This window comes from Eubacterium sp. 3_1_31, from assembly GCF_964249515.1.
GTDB lineage: Bacteria > Bacillota_I > Bacilli_A > Erysipelotrichales > Erysipelotrichaceae > Longicatena > Longicatena caecimuris.
On record NZ_CAXUBY010000005.1, the window covers coordinates 18,093 to 33,695 of the forward strand.

Annotated in this window: 13 protein-coding genes; 11 read left to right on the plus strand and 2 right to left on the minus strand. The window is 38.0% G+C overall.

Features of this window, described 5'->3' with window-relative positions:
• Nucleotides 1–69: 69 nt before the first annotated feature.
• From ACESSZ_RS03390 to ACESSZ_RS03405, 4 genes are all read left to right on the plus strand, one after another.
• Nucleotides 70–1,605 (plus strand): O-antigen ligase family protein, encoded by a 1,536-nt coding sequence (locus ACESSZ_RS03390; RefSeq protein WP_493343309.1) that lies wholly within the window; start codon nt 70–72, stop codon nt 1,603–1,605.
• 3 nt (nt 1,606–1,608) lie between these two features.
• Nucleotides 1,609–2,346: a YveK family protein gene (locus tag ACESSZ_RS03395; RefSeq protein WP_119983589.1), complete on the plus strand. Its 738-nt coding sequence runs from the start codon at nt 1,609–1,611 to the stop codon at nt 2,344–2,346.
• On the plus strand, nt 2,333–3,007 hold the full coding sequence (locus ACESSZ_RS03400; RefSeq protein ID WP_008687848.1) for a CpsD/CapB family tyrosine-protein kinase: 675 nt from the start codon (nt 2,333–2,335) through the stop codon (nt 3,005–3,007). Before ACESSZ_RS03395 ends, ACESSZ_RS03400 begins: the two co-directional genes overlap by 14 nt.
• A gap of 87 nt (nt 3,008–3,094) precedes the next feature.
• On the plus strand, nt 3,095–3,553 hold the full coding sequence (locus tag ACESSZ_RS03405) for a hypothetical protein (protein ID WP_008687849.1): 459 nt from the start codon (nt 3,095–3,097) through the stop codon (nt 3,551–3,553).
• Nucleotides 3,554–3,698: 145 nt separating this feature from the next.
• Here the strand turns inward: ACESSZ_RS03405 and ACESSZ_RS03410 are convergent, their stop codons facing one another.
• Entirely contained in the window at nt 3,699–5,018 is a 1,320-nt protein-coding gene (locus tag ACESSZ_RS03410; RefSeq protein ID WP_119983588.1) for an ATP-binding protein, read from the minus strand.
• Between the two features lie 408 nt (nt 5,019–5,426).
• On the opposite strand from ACESSZ_RS03410, the gene ilvA reads away from it, so the two are divergent.
• The 6 genes from ilvA (at nt 5,427) to asnA (ending at nt 12,828) form a co-directional block, all read left to right on the plus strand.
• Nucleotides 5,427–6,629, plus strand: a complete 1,203-nt coding sequence (gene ilvA / locus ACESSZ_RS03415) for a threonine ammonia-lyase (protein ID WP_119983587.1) — start codon at nt 5,427–5,429, stop codon at nt 6,627–6,629.
• A gap of 86 nt (nt 6,630–6,715) precedes the next feature.
• Nucleotides 6,716–8,386, plus strand: a complete 1,671-nt coding sequence (ilvB, locus tag ACESSZ_RS03420; RefSeq protein ID WP_119983586.1) for a biosynthetic-type acetolactate synthase large subunit — start codon at nt 6,716–6,718, stop codon at nt 8,384–8,386.
• A 12-nt stretch (nt 8,387–8,398) separates the two neighbouring features.
• The gene (gene ilvN, locus ACESSZ_RS03425; RefSeq protein WP_008687854.1) at nt 8,399–8,884 is read left to right on the plus strand and encodes an acetolactate synthase small subunit; all 486 of its coding nucleotides are present in this window, start codon (nt 8,399–8,401) and stop codon (nt 8,882–8,884) included.
• A gap of 60 nt (nt 8,885–8,944) precedes the next feature.
• On the plus strand, nt 8,945–9,940 hold the full coding sequence (gene ilvC, locus ACESSZ_RS03430) for a ketol-acid reductoisomerase (protein WP_008687856.1): 996 nt from the start codon (nt 8,945–8,947) through the stop codon (nt 9,938–9,940).
• A gap of 19 nt (nt 9,941–9,959) precedes the next feature.
• Nucleotides 9,960–11,624, plus strand: coding sequence for a dihydroxy-acid dehydratase (gene ilvD / locus ACESSZ_RS03435; protein ID WP_119983585.1), 1,665 nt, complete (start codon nt 9,960–9,962; stop codon nt 11,622–11,624).
• A 187-nt stretch (nt 11,625–11,811) separates the two neighbouring features.
• Nucleotides 11,812–12,828, plus strand: a complete 1,017-nt coding sequence (gene asnA / locus ACESSZ_RS03440; protein WP_119983584.1) for an aspartate--ammonia ligase — start codon at nt 11,812–11,814, stop codon at nt 12,826–12,828.
• 378 nt (nt 12,829–13,206) lie between these two features.
• On the opposite strand, the gene ACESSZ_RS03445 is transcribed toward asnA, so the two are convergent.
• Nucleotides 13,207–14,868: an Rqc2 family fibronectin-binding protein gene (locus ACESSZ_RS03445; RefSeq protein ID WP_008687867.1), complete on the minus strand. Its 1,662-nt coding sequence runs from the start codon at nt 14,866–14,868 to the stop codon at nt 13,207–13,209.
• A gap of 112 nt (nt 14,869–14,980) precedes the next feature.
• Between ACESSZ_RS03445 and gmk the strand changes: the two genes are divergently transcribed.
• A complete protein-coding gene (gmk, locus tag ACESSZ_RS03450) occupies nt 14,981–15,556 on the plus strand; it encodes a guanylate kinase (RefSeq protein WP_008687868.1) in 576 nt (191 codons plus the stop codon).
• Nucleotides 15,557–15,603 lie beyond the last annotated feature (47 nt).

Here is a 15,603-nt window from a genome sequence, read left to right on the forward strand (position 1 = left end):
AATTTGTATACTTGTCTGACCTTTTGGCTATGTATAATTTTTTATGATTATTATCGCAATCATATGCAAATGGCAGAAAAAAATACATGCAAAAGAGTGCTCTATGGAATTCTGATTATCAATATGTTCAGTAATTTCATTCAACTCATCCAAGATCCATATCTATCAAAATATGTAACAGGTGGTCAATTTGCAGGTAACGTCACACAATTAAATATTTTTACCACCACGGAGCTATTAGGGGAAATCGTCTTATGTCTGTTATTCTTACATCGTTACTTAACGATCAAAACACGCATTCGTTATTTACATTTGCTTCTTGCTCTATGTACCTATTTTACCATTATTCTGTCTTCCTCTATGATATCAATCATCATATGTACATGTAGTTTGATAGGCATGCTGTTATATTATTTGAGACAGCGAAATGAACAACTTTTTCTATGTATATTGGCTATCTTTGGCATACTGCTTCTCTATTTTGTGATAAATTCCGATGCGATCATGAATGGCTGCAATGCTTTAGTTTCTTCAATACCGGATGAGATGATCAAGAAACGTGGTTTAGAAATCCTACATATGTTGGATAATCAATTTCAATCAGAAATCACGATGTCTGGTCGTCTTACACTGTATCAAGACAGCTTGCATACTTTCATTACCCATCCCTTCTTTGGCATAGGAAGACATCACAGCAATGTTCAAGGGCTCATTAGCTTACATAGTCAAATATTAGACGATTTTGCATACTATGGCGGTATCGGTGTGACCTTTTATATATTGAGCATCCGTTGCTTTTTAAAGCAGATACGATATCGTAGCATGCAGAAGGGAGCCTGTATCATATGCATGCTTGCCATTGGCTTTTTCTCATTAATGAACCCAATATTAAGCGTGGCAAATGGGTTGATTATCTTCGTATTATTGCCTTTAGAAATAGAAACAGGGCACCATCGTATTAAGCTGCCTAAAAAATTTTTAGCGGATATAAAAGATATCCTGCAGCAACGTCAATACTATTTGCAAACCATTATGCTTATAGCGGTGATGATCTTTGCAAGTCAATATAAAATAAGTGATGATTATTATGGTGATGTGGCATATTATTTGCAAAATGAAATCAGTCCTAATGCTTCAGTGAATGCAAATACGATTCTTGTCAATCAGGGGTTATTAACAGATTATAGCTATATGATCAATAGTGATGACGCTCATATGGAGATAGCGGAAAAGATGCATGTGAAAACGGTCAAATATCATGCAAAAAGTAGCGGAAGTGTTTTACATATATCGATTCAAGCTGAAAAGCAACAGGATGTCTTAAAAATAGACAAGCGTATTGAAAAACGCATCTTGCAGGATTTTAAAAAGCATAATAAAACATTGTATAAAATTAATGAAGAAGTAGCAAAGCATCAAGAGACCACCCAAGAGAGCATAGTTCGTTATCTCTTATGTGCCCTAAGTTCCTCTTTCCTCATCTTGCTTGTTTTCTACATACGAAAGCGCCAGCACAATACATTTCAATCAAAGGATGAAGTTGAAGATTTGACTGGTTTTGTTGTTTTAACGCAAATCGCGTATCAGAAAGATATAGAGGTGTAATAAATGGATGAAAAAGAAATAAAGCTTCGCTTAAATGATTTAATCGGGATATTTAAAAAGCATTACAAAGTCATTCTCTTTTGTACTTTGCTGTGTATGGTGTTTTTAATGGTCGTTTCTTTGTGTATATTGCCAAAGAAGTATGCGAGTGATTCCAATATATATTTAAAACCAAAGACAACCTCGGAAGGAATTATTGATAATCAAACCGTCATTACGAATCGTAATTTGGTAAAAGATTATGAAAAAATCTTGCAGGGGACAACCGTCTTGTCACAGGTAGATAAAAAGCTGCATTTGGCGGATGGTACATGTAGCAAAGCTATCCAAACAAATGTCGAAGATAATTCCAATATCATCACCATAAGGGCAAATAGTGAGGACCCGTATTTATCCCAAAACATTGTGAAAGAGACCATTGCTGTTTTTACACAAGAAATGATGAAAATCAGTGAAATAGATAACATCACAGTAATTGATAAAGCTACCTTACAAACGCATTATATTTCGCCAAACATTAAATTGAATAGTATTGCAGGCGGTATTTTTGGCTTTGCTTTATCCTATATTTATTTCATCTTGGTATTTTTGCTTGATAATCGCATTAAATCCAGTGATCAGGCGGAAGAATATTTTGGTTATCCGGTGTTGGGAAGTATTCCTTTTGTCGATGAATTAAACCAAGAGAATCATCCAAGAAAAAGCATCAAAAGGAGGGTCAAAGCATATGTCAAAAAATAAAAATACCTATAAATTTGATAACATGGAAGCATTTCGTAAATTGAAAACGAACATCGAGTTTTCCGCAGTAGAAAAACCGATCAAAGTTGTTAATATTACGTCTTCCTGTGCGAATGAAGGAAAATCAACAGTGGCTTTTCATCTTGCGCAAGTGTATGCGGCAAAGTATAAGAAGGTATTGGTCATCGATTGCGATTTACGCAGACCGAAAATGCATCGTTATTTTCAAATCAGTAATCAAGTAGGCTTATCTGATTTGCTGGTGTTTATCGATAAACAGCCGGATTTAAGCACTTATATTCAAGAAGTTACAGTAACGGATTGTGAGAATGCTATTTCCGTTTTGACATCTGGAAGTAAAGTGCCAAATCCTCAAGAATTGTTAGGATCATCCAAATTCAAGAAGCTGCTGCAGGCTTTATCCAAACAATATGATTTCATCATTTTGGACTGTCCTCCTATCAGTATGATCAGTGATACTTTTTATGTAAGTAATGTCAGTGATGGAACTATTTTTGTCATATCCATGAAAGATACAAAAAAAGACATAGCACTATCTTCGATACGGCAATTAGAACGCAGCCGATCAAAGATATTAGGAATTGTTTTAACAAAAACACAAAATTTATCATCCTATGATTACTATTACACCTATGAATAATCAAATAGCTGTATGGCAAATGAATCTAAAGAGTGCTTATTGCAAGATATCATCCTGTCTATACAAGCTAAGAAAATGGAGAACCTTATGAAAGAACTATATGTGGTAGAACAAGATGTCGTACATGCCCTAGAGCGTATTGAGGCTGAACAAAACGATTCGTATTATGATATATGGCACTTTGAAATTGATCGAAAAGCAATCAGTAAACAAATACTCATATGTCGTTTTGAAGATTTCTTTCGTATATGGGAAATGTTAACTACAAAGAGTATTGAGAAAAGTGTGCGTTTTATCCTGCGTCAGGATGAGAATGAACGATATTGGATGGTGGTGGAGGATAAGGAGTTGCTTTTATCCGTGTATGAACGTCTGTCTAAGTTGAGGAAAAGTGCATTTTATCAGAAATTGGTTAAAAAACCCGGATATCGCTATACAACAGGGTATGAAAGTGATATTAAAGAAACATTAAAGCGTATGAAAACAGCAATAGGTCAAGCCATTGCCATGGATGGATCCCTTTTTATGCTGATTCAACGATTTTAAGTTGTAAGCTCATCGCCAACATAGAAACTACGATGTTAAAAAAGGAAGTTTTAAACGTGCATGGATGCGTTTGTAACTTCCTTTTACATTTTGCTATACTGGAAACGATATGCTGAACAAAAGTCAATTTTATTTTAAAGAATGCTTAGGTTTTTTCAACCGTGCTTCTTGCACACAGATCATTCATCAATTGTTGTGCCGCTCGACCACTCATACCGCCATGACTCAATTCCCATTTACGTGCTTCGGCAAGCAATTCTTCTTCTGTCAAAGTAATTTCAGGATAATGTTTTGCCAATTCTTTTACAATGTGGAAATAATTTTTCTGATTTGGGCGCTCATAACAGATACTTAAACCAAAGCGAGCAACCAAGGATAGTTTTTCCTGCATGGTATCACTGTGATGCAGCTCATCTTGACTCATATCACTGCGATCGCCCCATGTTTCCCGAATGAGATGACGTCGGTTGCTAGTGGCATAAATGAGTACATTATCTGGCTTAGTTTCGACACCGCCTTCAATCACGGCTTTTAAAAACTTATATTCAATTTCGAACTCTTCAAAAGACAAATCATCCATATAAATGATAAAACGGTAATTACGATTCTTAATCTGTGAGATAATGGCCGATAGATTTTGGAACTGATGCTTATAAATCTCAATCATGCGTAATCCATCTTTGTAAAATTCATTGACGATTGCCTTAATGGATGTGGATTTACCGGTACCGCTGTCACCATATAATAATACATTATTCGCATTACGTCCTTCCACAAAAGCTTTTGTATTATCCACAAGCAACTGTTTCTGAAGCTCATAGCCGATGAGATCATCTAGATATACATTTTCCATATTATTGATTGGTAAGAACTTTACACTGCCATCAATATTGGGTTGTATACGAAAGGCTTTATTCAGACCAAACATACCGACGCCGTATTGGGCGTAAAAGTCGGTAATGATGTGAAAGATATCTTCTTCATCTTTGGCTTGTTCAATTTGTTTACTGATCTTGCGGACCATTTCAGAGACATTTTTATTATACATGCGTTCTTTTTTTTCAATGGCATGATACTGGGTGATGATGGTGAAACAATCGATTTGCAGGGTTTCTTCCATTTTTGAAAAATCATAATCAAACAAGTTTTTAAAGATTTTAAAATCATTTTTCGCGAAATGATTCACACTCCCTTGTTGAGCACCTCGTTTTTCACTGACTAAAGAAAAAGAATTTTCATTCATCAGTAATAGGTATGTCAGATAATTATGCCATAAATTATCATCAAAGCCATAACTCGTTGAAAGATCCAAAAGAGCTTTGATTTGTACATAGATACGTTCAATTAAGACACTTTCCTTATTCTGTCCTTCATCAAAATCACGACAAATTTCACATAACTGTTGAAAGATACTGTCATTTCCAAAATTGCGATATAAAACTAGCTTAGCACTTTCTTTATACATAGGCACGCCTCACTTCCTGAATTGTCTTTATTATACCGAAGAGAAAGTGTTTTGAAAAGAAAATGAATAAATAAAATATAATTTTCATGAATTACTGTAAATAATTTACAGTTTTATTGAAAATATTATCAAAAATCATTGACAACGTTTCAAAAAAGATTTAAACTATATGCAATCAGTAACTTGAGTGAGGCAATAGAAAGGAAGTGGACTCATGGTGACTATAACGATTAGCGTCATTATTATTATTCTCATAGTCCTAAGTAAGTCTGTTTTTCTTTCAAGACTCATATGATGAGTCACTCACCAACAGATCACTTTTGTCGTATGTACAAGGGCGTAAGAGAACGAAAGAAAAGCAGCCATGAGAAAATGTGCTGCTTTTTTGATTAAATAGGAGGAAGTCTTATGAATAGCAAGGAAGTCGAGATGGCAGCCGCGAGGTTGCAGGGGAATATCCATAACGTTAAGGTCACAAGCTCGAAAACTTTTTCGGCGATGAGCGGCTGTGATTTATTTCTAAAATGTGAAAATCGTCAGAAGACAGGCTCCTTTAAGGTTCGCGGAGCATTTAATAAATTGGCGAAATTGAAAGAAGTGGGAAAAACCAACGAGGTCATAGCGAGCTCAGCTGGAAACCATGCACAGGGGGTCAGTTATGCGTCCAGTAAGCTAGGTATGCATGCAACGATCGTTATGCCCAAAAGCACACCGATTGCGAAGGTGTTGGCAACCAAAGGGTATGGTGCTGATGTCGTGCTCGCTGGTGATAATTATGATGAATGTTATGAAGAGGCCTTGCGTTTACAAAAAGAAAAAAAGGCAACCTTTATTCATCCTTTCGATGATGAGGATGTGATCGCTGGACAAGGGACAATTGCTTATGAAATCTGTCATGATTTACCTAATGTCGATATGATCGTTGTTCCTGCGGGAGGAGGCGGATTACTTGCCGGTATTAGCTATTATGCAAAACAAATCAATCCGCGCATCAAAATTGTCGGGGTACAGGCGGAAGGCGCTGATGCAATCGTTCAATCGTTTCAGCAAAAGAAGCATTGCTCAACAAAACGTGTCAATACGATTGCGGATGGAATTGCTGTTATGAACCCCGGTGAAAAAACAGTAAAGCTCATACAGGAAAATGTCGATGAAATGGTGAGTGTCAGTGATGATGAGATTGCCGCAACGATACTGCTTTTGTTAGAACGCGAAAAGTTGGTAGTAGAACCGGCCGGAGCGAGTTCTTTAGCAGCGGTGCTGAATCATAAGATGGATGTTACCGCAAAACGTGTCGTTTGTGTGTTGTCCGGAGGTAATATTGATGTTTCCTTTATTCATAAGGTCGTAGAAAAAGGCCTTGTAACACGAGGTCGTAATATAAAGTTTAAAACATTAATGTTAGATGTACCGGGAAGTCTGGAACATTTTGCTCACATCGTCAAAGAGGCAAATGCCAATATCATTGAGGTTCAATATGATCGCATTCAAGCGGATTTGAATTTGAATGAAACAATTATCCATGTGGCCGTTGAGGTTTCCAGTAAAGAACATGGGGATGCGTTAATCAAAGCATTAAAACAGAAAGGTTATGAAATTACAATGGAATAATAATAATAATAATTGATGATAACCCGTTTTTAAGGTGTTATTAAGGATAAAGATGGTAAGGGAAAGTTGTGAGGAGGTTTACACACATGAAGATGAATGGTTCGCAAATACTGATACAAGCCTTAATTGATCAAGGAGTGGATACCATATTTGGATATCCAGGAGGTTCCGTTTTAAATATTTATGATGCCTTATATGAGCGAAGTGATGATATACATCATATTGTTACATCACATGAACAAGGTGCTGCGCATGCCGCCGATGGTTATGCCAGAAGTACCGGGAAAACCGGTGTGTGCTTGGCAACCAGTGGCCCGGGTGCTACGAATTTAGTTACGGGAATTGCGACAGCTTATATGGATAGTATTCCTGTTGTTGCCATTACAGGTAATGTGCCGAATGATTTATTAGGGAGAGATTCCTTTCAAGAAGTGAATATTGCTGGAATCACGATGCCAATCACAAAGCATAATTTTATCGTACAAAATGTTGAAGATCTGGCATATGTCGTAAGAAAAGCATTTGTAATTGCCAATTCAGGAAGAAAAGGACCGGTCTTGATTGATATTCCAAAAGATGTCACAGCGGCGCTTACTGAATATGTAAAACTGCCAAGATTTCGGATTCGTAAGCTGCCAAAGGTTGATGATGCAAAATTTGAAGAAGCATTGGAAGCGATTCGGCAGGCTAAGCGGCCAATGATCTATGCCGGCGGTGGTGTGATCAGCTCAAATGCAACAAGAGAGCTATTGAAATTTTCTAAACACATGGATATACCAGTATGCTGTTCCATGATGGGATTATCCTCCGTACCTTATGATTATGATTTATACTTAGGCATGATTGGTATGCATGGAACCCCTGTTTCTAATTATGCAACTTTGAATACCGATTTGATCATTGCCATCGGTGCGCGTTTTTCTGATCGTGTAGCAGGCAATCGTAAAGAATTCGGTAAGGATGCCAAAATTATTCATTTTGATATCGATGCTTCGGAAATTTCTAAGAATGTCGCAACCGATATTTCGATCGTTGGCGATGCTCGCTATATATTGAAAAAAATGATTGCCCGTATGCCGGAAACAAAGCATAAAGAGTGGACAGATACTTTAAAAGCTTTTAAAGATAAGAAAGACTTACCAAAACCTAGAGGTGATGATAAAGTAGATCCACGCGATTTAGCTTTGACCTTACACAATATTGTCGGAGAAGATGCCATCATAGCGACAGATGTTGGTCAACATCAAATGATCATGGCGCAATATTATCAATTTTCACGTCCGCGTAGTTTTATTAGCTCTTGTGGTTTAGGAACCATGGGCTATGGTATGGGCGCAGCTATTGGCGCAAAGGTCGCAAATCCACATCGTCCGGTTATATTGGTAAGTGGAGATGGCAGTTTCCATATGAATATGAATGAGATGGCAACAGCTGTCAGTGAACAGTTGCCAATTGTTATTCTGATTTTTAATAACACCGTACTTGGTATGGTACGACAATGGCAAACCTTATTTTATGACCATCGCTATTCAAATACAAGCATTGAACGTAAGACAGATTATGTCAAGCTTGCAGAAGCATTTGGCGGGAAAGGGTTACGTATTAAAACACATCAGGATATTGAACCGGTTATGAAAGAAGCATTGAGCAGTAAAGTGCCATGCATCGTCGATTGTTGGATCGATAAAGATGATTGTGTATATCCGATCATTCCACCGGGAAAAAGTGGTAAGGATATCATCTTATATGGAAACTAGGAGGTGGACAGAATGGAGAGAAGAGTAATCTCATTACTTGTGGAAAATCACTTCGGTGTGCTGACCAGAGTGACCAATCTATTTGGACAACGAGGCTTTAATATTGATACTTTATCGGTTGGTGAAACGGAAAATCCTAAGTTTTCGCGTATTACGATTACAACACGCGGAGATGAGGGAATCATCAATCAAATCAAATTGCAACTGGCCAAATTAGAGGATGTTAAAAAAGTTGAAGAGATACCAGAGGATCTACTGTTTATCCGTGAAGTTGTATTGATCAAGGTTGAGGTAAATAAAGATCAAAAGGATAACTTCTTAAAAGCAGTAAAAGATTTTGGAGGACGCTGTCAGTTGATCGAAAAGGGATGTTGTGTCGTGGAATTGACAGATACACCGGCAAGCATTGATTATTTCATTGAAGAATTACAAGATTATAAGATTGTGGAAATCAGCCGCACCGGTGGTGTGGCGATGGAATTATCCAGAAACGATTAGTCTTTTCAAGCATCTTTTGATGCTATAAGATAGGAATTACCAGAACAGGAGGAAAAAGATATGGTAAAGGTGTATTATGATGCAGATTGTAATTTGGATTTATTGAAAGGAAAAACGGTTGCTATTATCGGATATGGCAGTCAGGGACATGCGCATGCGCAAAACTTGAAGGATAGTGGTGTCAAGGTCGTTGTAGGTTTGCGACCAGGCTCTAAGAGTCGTGCCAAAGCAGAAGAAGCTGGCTTAACAGTTATGGATACCGCAGATGCCGCAAAAGCAGGCGATGTTGTAATGATCTTGGCTCCGGATCAGAATCAGCCGGATATTTATGAAAAGGATATTAAACCAAACTTGGAAGAAGGCAATATGTTGATGTTTGCCCATGGTTTTGCAATTCATTTTAATCAGATCGTCGCACCGGAAGGAGTCGATGTTACCATGTGTGCCCCAAAAGGTCCGGGACATACCGTTCGCAGTCAGTATTTAGAAGGAAGAGGGGTACCTTCTTTGATTGCCATCCATCAGGATGCAACCGGTAAAGCACGTGAATATGCATTGGCTTATGCAAGTGGAATCGGTGCTGGTCGTGCCGGCATCATAGAAACTACCTTTAAAGAAGAAACAGAAACTGATTTATTCGGTGAACAAGCTGTCTTATGTGGTGGTGTCTGTGAATTGATGCAGGCTGGTTTTGATACGTTGGTTGAAGCCGGTTATGAACCGGAAATGGCATATTTTGAATGTATCCATGAAATGAAACTGATTGTTGATTTGATTAATAGCGGTGGTTTTGCAATGATGCGTTATTCAATTTCTGATACTGCGGAATATGGTGATTATGTAACTGGTAAACGTTTGATTACCGAAGATACAAGAAAAGAAATGAAGAAAGTATTAGCTGAGATTCAGGATGGAACCTTTGCTGGTAATTGGATTACCGAAAATAAATCCGCAGGCCGTGCCCATTTCTTGGCAATGCGCCGTGTCCATGCACAGCATCCATCAGAAAAGGTTGGTGCACAGCTGCGTAAGATGATGAGCTGGTTAAAAAAATAAGAAGAGCAGGTGAAGAAGGATGAGTAGAGCAAGTGATCGAGTTTTAAAGGGAGATGCCTGCGCGCCGCAGCGCTCCCTCTTCTATGCTTTGGGATTAACCGAAGAAGAATTAAATCGTCCCTTGATCGGTGTTGTCAGTGCGTATAGTGAAATTGTTCCGGGGCATTTGCATTTGGATAAGATTAGCGAGGCCGTGAAAGCCGGTATTCGCATGGCAGGTGGTACGCCGATCATGGTGCCTAGTATTGGTGTATGTGATGGTATTGCCATGGGGCATATTGGAATGAAGTATTCCTTAGCATCTCGTGAATTGATTGCGGATAGTGTAGAAACCATGGCCAATGCGCATGGGTTTGATGGTTTGGTACTTATACCGAATTGCGATAAGATCGTTCCTGGTATGTTGATGGGCGCTTTGCGTGTGAATCTGCCAGCTGTAGTCATGAGTGGAGGAGCGATGCTGCCTGGTAATGATAAAGGCAAAGATATGAGTTTATCGACCATGTTTGAAGCGGTAGGAGCGAAAAAAGCAGGACTGATTGATCAAGAAGAATTGACGTATATTGAACAAAATGCTTGTCCAGGATGTGGATCTTGTTCCGGTATGTTTACAGCGAATTCGATGAACTGTCTATGTGAAGTGTTGGGAATTGCCTTGCCTGGCAATGGCACCATACCAGCTGTTTATTCGGCTCGCATGCAGTTAGCTAAAAAAGCCGGTATGGCTATCATGGATATGGTAGAAAAAGATATCAAGCCTAGAGATATCATAAATGAGCAGGCCTTACGCAATGGATTGGCTTGTGATATGGCATTAGGTTGCTCCTCAAATACGGTGCTGCATCTTTTGGCAATTGCAAAAGAAGCACATGTGGATATTGATCTGGATGTAATCAATGAGGTATCACAAAAAACTCCAAATCTGTGTAAATTAGCACCTGCCGGACCGGATCATATCGTAGATTTGTATCGTGCCGGTGGCGTACAGGCAGTTATGAAAGAATTGCAGAAGAAACAATTGATTGATGATTCTTTAATGACCGTAACCGGCAAGACAATCAAAGAAAATTTAGCTAAGGCTGTCAATTTAGATCATAAGATCATCAAGGATATTGATACACCTAATTCACCTACCGGTGGCATTGCCGTATTATTTGGTAACATAGCACCAAAAGGCTGTGTGGTAAAGCGCAGCGCTGTGGATCCTAGTATGTTGGTGCATACAGGCCGTGCCCGTGTCTTTGATAGTGAAGAAGATGCTATTGATGCTATTTATCAGGGAAAAATTGTCAAAGGCGATGTTGTCGTTATCCGCTATGAAGGACCAAAAGGTGGACCGGGCATGCGAGAGATGCTGAATCCAACAAGTGCATTGGCTGGTATGAAACTGGATAAAGAAGTCGCTTTGATTACGGATGGAAGATTCTCTGGGGCAACTCGTGGGGCAGCTATCGGACATGTATCACCGGAAGCCGCAGCGCATGGCCCGATTGCCATCATTCAAGAGGGAGATACCATCAGCATCGATATCAATGCCGGTAAGATCAATCTGATGATTGATGAAGCAGAAATGCAAAAACGGATGGATGCTTGGGTGAAACCAGAAGCGAAAATCAAAGAAGGCTGGCTGTATCGCTATGCACGTCTTGTAACTTCGGCGGATGAAGGTGCTGTTTTAAAATAAGAAAATAAGAAGCAGACAGTATAATTGAGACTGTTTGCTTTTTCTCTGGCATGATGAAAGAGGTTGTTGCATATAGTAAGAAAGTGGATGAAACATATGTAAAAATTGATTGTAAAAAATTTCAAAAAAAGATATATTTTGTAACATAAATGCGGTATAATAAAAGACATGAAAGTGAGTTGATAGTATGGCAGTTAAGGATTTGATCCTTCCATCACATTATGAAAATAAATTAGATGTCATCTCAACAGAGGTTGCCATTAAATATGTAAAAGATTTATTTGAACGTAGATTGGCTCATCATTTGAATCTTATGCGCATTTCGGCGCCGCTGTATGTAAGAAAAAGTAGTGGATTAAACGATAATTTAAATGGTGTTGAGCGTCCAGTAGGCTTTGATATTAAAGAGATTGATGAAGATGAAATGGAGATTGTCCATTCACTTGCTAAATGGAAGCGAATGGCATTAAAACGTTATCATATCGGCTATGGAAAAGGTATTTATACGGATATGAATGCCATCCGTCGTGATGAAGATTTGGATAATCTGCACTCCACGTATGTTGATCAGTGGGATTGGGAAAAAATTATTGATCGTCATGATCGTAATCTTGATTTCCTAAAAATGACAGTGCATAATATTATGAAGGCGCTTAAAGAAACAGAGAAAGAATTGGATATCATCTTTGAAAATTTAGAACCGTTTATACGCGAGGATGTGTATTTTATTACCGCACAAGAACTCGAAGATCGCTATCCGGATATGACACCTAAAGAAAGAGAATATACGATTACAAAGGAACATAAAACAGTATGTATCATGCAAATTGGCGATATTTTATCCAGTGGGCAGAAACATGACGGACGTGCACCGGATTATGATGACTGGTCATTAAATGGAGATATTCTTATTTACTATCCTATTTTGGATTGTGCTGTCGAAATTAGCAGTATGGGCATTCGTGTAGATGCTAAGGCACTACAAGAACAGCTGAAAAAAGCTGATTGTGAAGAACGTTTAACTTTGCCTTATCATCAAATGTTGTTACATGATGAATTGCCGCTTACAATAGGTGGAGGGATTGGGCAATCAAGAATATGTTTGATTCTTTTAAATAAAGCACATATCGGTGAGGTGCAGGTATCACAGTGGAGCGATGATATGATTGCCGAATGTGAACGACATCATATATATTTATTATAGTGATAAGTATCAATATTTGAGAGGCATATTATTGCATATGATAGTAACTATCATTGCTATTTTAATTCATAGTATGATGGTTTAAAAAGTGCTTACGTAAATAAAGGTTGGAACAATAGCACTATGTGTTTTGGTAAAGATAAAGCTAGTGAAAAAAAGTGAAGAGGACACATGATCGTATCCTGTTCACTTTTTTGATGTGTTCTTAAGTAGGATAGCATTCTTACTAGCATATTCATTTTGTTGTTTTACACTGTATGATTTTTTATGCCTAAATGGTAAAAGAGTTCATGAGTTGCATAAAGTAAGATATTATCACTTATGCATAGCATGCTCTAATCAACAGCATGTATTTTAGCTGACAATGCCGTGAAAAAGCTATTTTCTTTTGTTTTCTCTGTGTTCATCTAGCAATCGTTGAATGACGGCTGCATCTGGATCGATATAAATGGTCTTATAGGTCGTTAAGGATACAAAGCTTCCTTTATTGCCAGGAATCTTTTTTAATTGTCGTTGTTGGCAGTAATTGATTGGAACACTGGAGGAATAGCGCCCGTTAGAATACCAGGCAGCTAACATGGCCGCAGTCCGTAAAGCAGCTTCATTTGGCTGTTCTAAAGTAAGGATGACATGAGCACCATGCAAATCTTTTGCGTGCAACCATGTATCTTTTTTTCGTGCGAGTTTCCATGTGACATAGTCATTCTGCAAATTGTTTTTACCTACATATATGCGATAATCATCAAATAGAAACGTTTCATAATGAGGAAGCTCTTGCTTTTTCTTTTTCCGGATACGACTTTTCTGTGCACGTAAATACCCTTGTTTTACCAATTCTTCCCGTATCTCAATGGCATCTTGAACACCAGCTTGCGATAATTGCGTTTCCATAGCCTCAAAATATGCAATCTCTTTCTCACACAAAGCGATTTGTTCCTTTAAAATACTCTGTGCTCGTTTGCTTTTATGATATTTCTGATACCAACGATTGGCATTACCTTTTATATCAAAACGCATATCGATAGGAATCGCAATCTCTTCTCCTGTTTCAAAAGAGGGCAGCGTAATTATCGGTTGTTTCTCAATTTCATGCATATAAGCAAATAATAAATCCCCATATTCTCGATATTTATCACAATCCATAGATTCAGCTAAAGATTGCTTAAGTTTTGGGAGCTTTGAGGTGTTTTTATGCAACTCGCGTTTGACACTGCGATATAAATCTTGACTTTGTTGTTTGATGCGCACTTTTTCTTCTTTTTCATAAAACAGAATATCCATGCCATGCATTAAAGGATATTGACGATACGTATCTGTTAGATGTGTAAGTGGAATACAATGAAAATAAACCTGATCTTTAACATCGCTAATATATAAAGTGTTGGAATCGTGAATCTTCTTTAAAATATCGTCGAATGCCTCACCTTTGTGCATGCGGTATTGTACCTCTTTAGACAAGAGTGGGGAAAAGCCATGAAACTGTTTGCTGAAAGATTCTTCGGCATCAAATGGTCCGTGATGATATGGGTCTTGTTTGTTACTGTGTGGCTCTGGCAAGGTAAATACTGCACCGGGTAAAATGGTACGTTTACTGTTTTCAAACGGCGGGATACGTTTTAAGGCATCAACGATGCGTCCATCTTCATCTACCAAAATGATATTGGCATATTTGCCCATTAATTCAATATATAAGTGCTTTTTATGAATATCACCTAATTCGTTGCGTGCTTCCAACTCCATATGGAGGATACGGTCAAGACCAAGTTGTTCTATGGTATGGAGGATGCCGCCATCAATCTGTTTTCGCAACAACATTAAAAAGTTGCTGGGAACCTCCATTGTCGTATAGGATTCTTTTGTGAAATTTATACGATTATAAACGCTGTGCAAAGAGATTAACAGTTTTTGATTGCCTGTTTGGGTACGTAATGTAAATAATAATTCAGTATCACTTATTTGTTGCAATTTTAATAATTTAGCTGGTAAAGCTTGCGCTATTTCTATTCGTAACTGTCTTAATAATAATCCATCAATTGCCATGCTTATCACCTCGTGAGTAACATTATAGCATAAAAGCAGAAAATAGCGAAAACATGTTTGACAAGCGAAATCACTACTAGTAAAATAAGTATAAAGAATAGAGGGTGTGCAAATGAAAAAAGGTCTGTTAATTATTATCAGTGGTCCTAGTGGAGTAGGAAAGGGAACCGTGCGTAATTACTTTATGAATGATGCGTCATTGAAATTGGCATATTCCATTTCCATGACGACAAGATCACCAAGAGCTGGTGAACAGGATGGCGTTGATTACATATTCACTACGAAGGAAAAATTTGAAGAGGCAATCCAACATGGTGAACTTTTAGAATGGGCTGAATTTGTTGGCAATTATTATGGCACTCCCATGTCACAGGTAGAAAAACTGCGCAATGAAGGAAAAAATGTCCTTTTGGAAATCGAAGTGCAGGGGGCTACGCAAGTAAAAGAAAAATGTCCAGATGCTTTAACAATATTTATTATTCCACCGAGTATGGAAGAATTGGAAAATCGAATTCGCGGTCGTCGAAGTGAGCCAGAAGAGGTTGTACAGCAGCGTTTGGCGAAAGCTGGAAAAGAAATGAAGATGGTGAATAATTATAAATATATTGTTTGTAATGATGACCCTAAATTGGCTGCAGAATTAATCAGTTCGATCATTAGACGTCACATGGAAACGGATAATAAATAACTTTATACGCACATGGTTCATGTGCGTTTTATTAAACATTTGAGTAT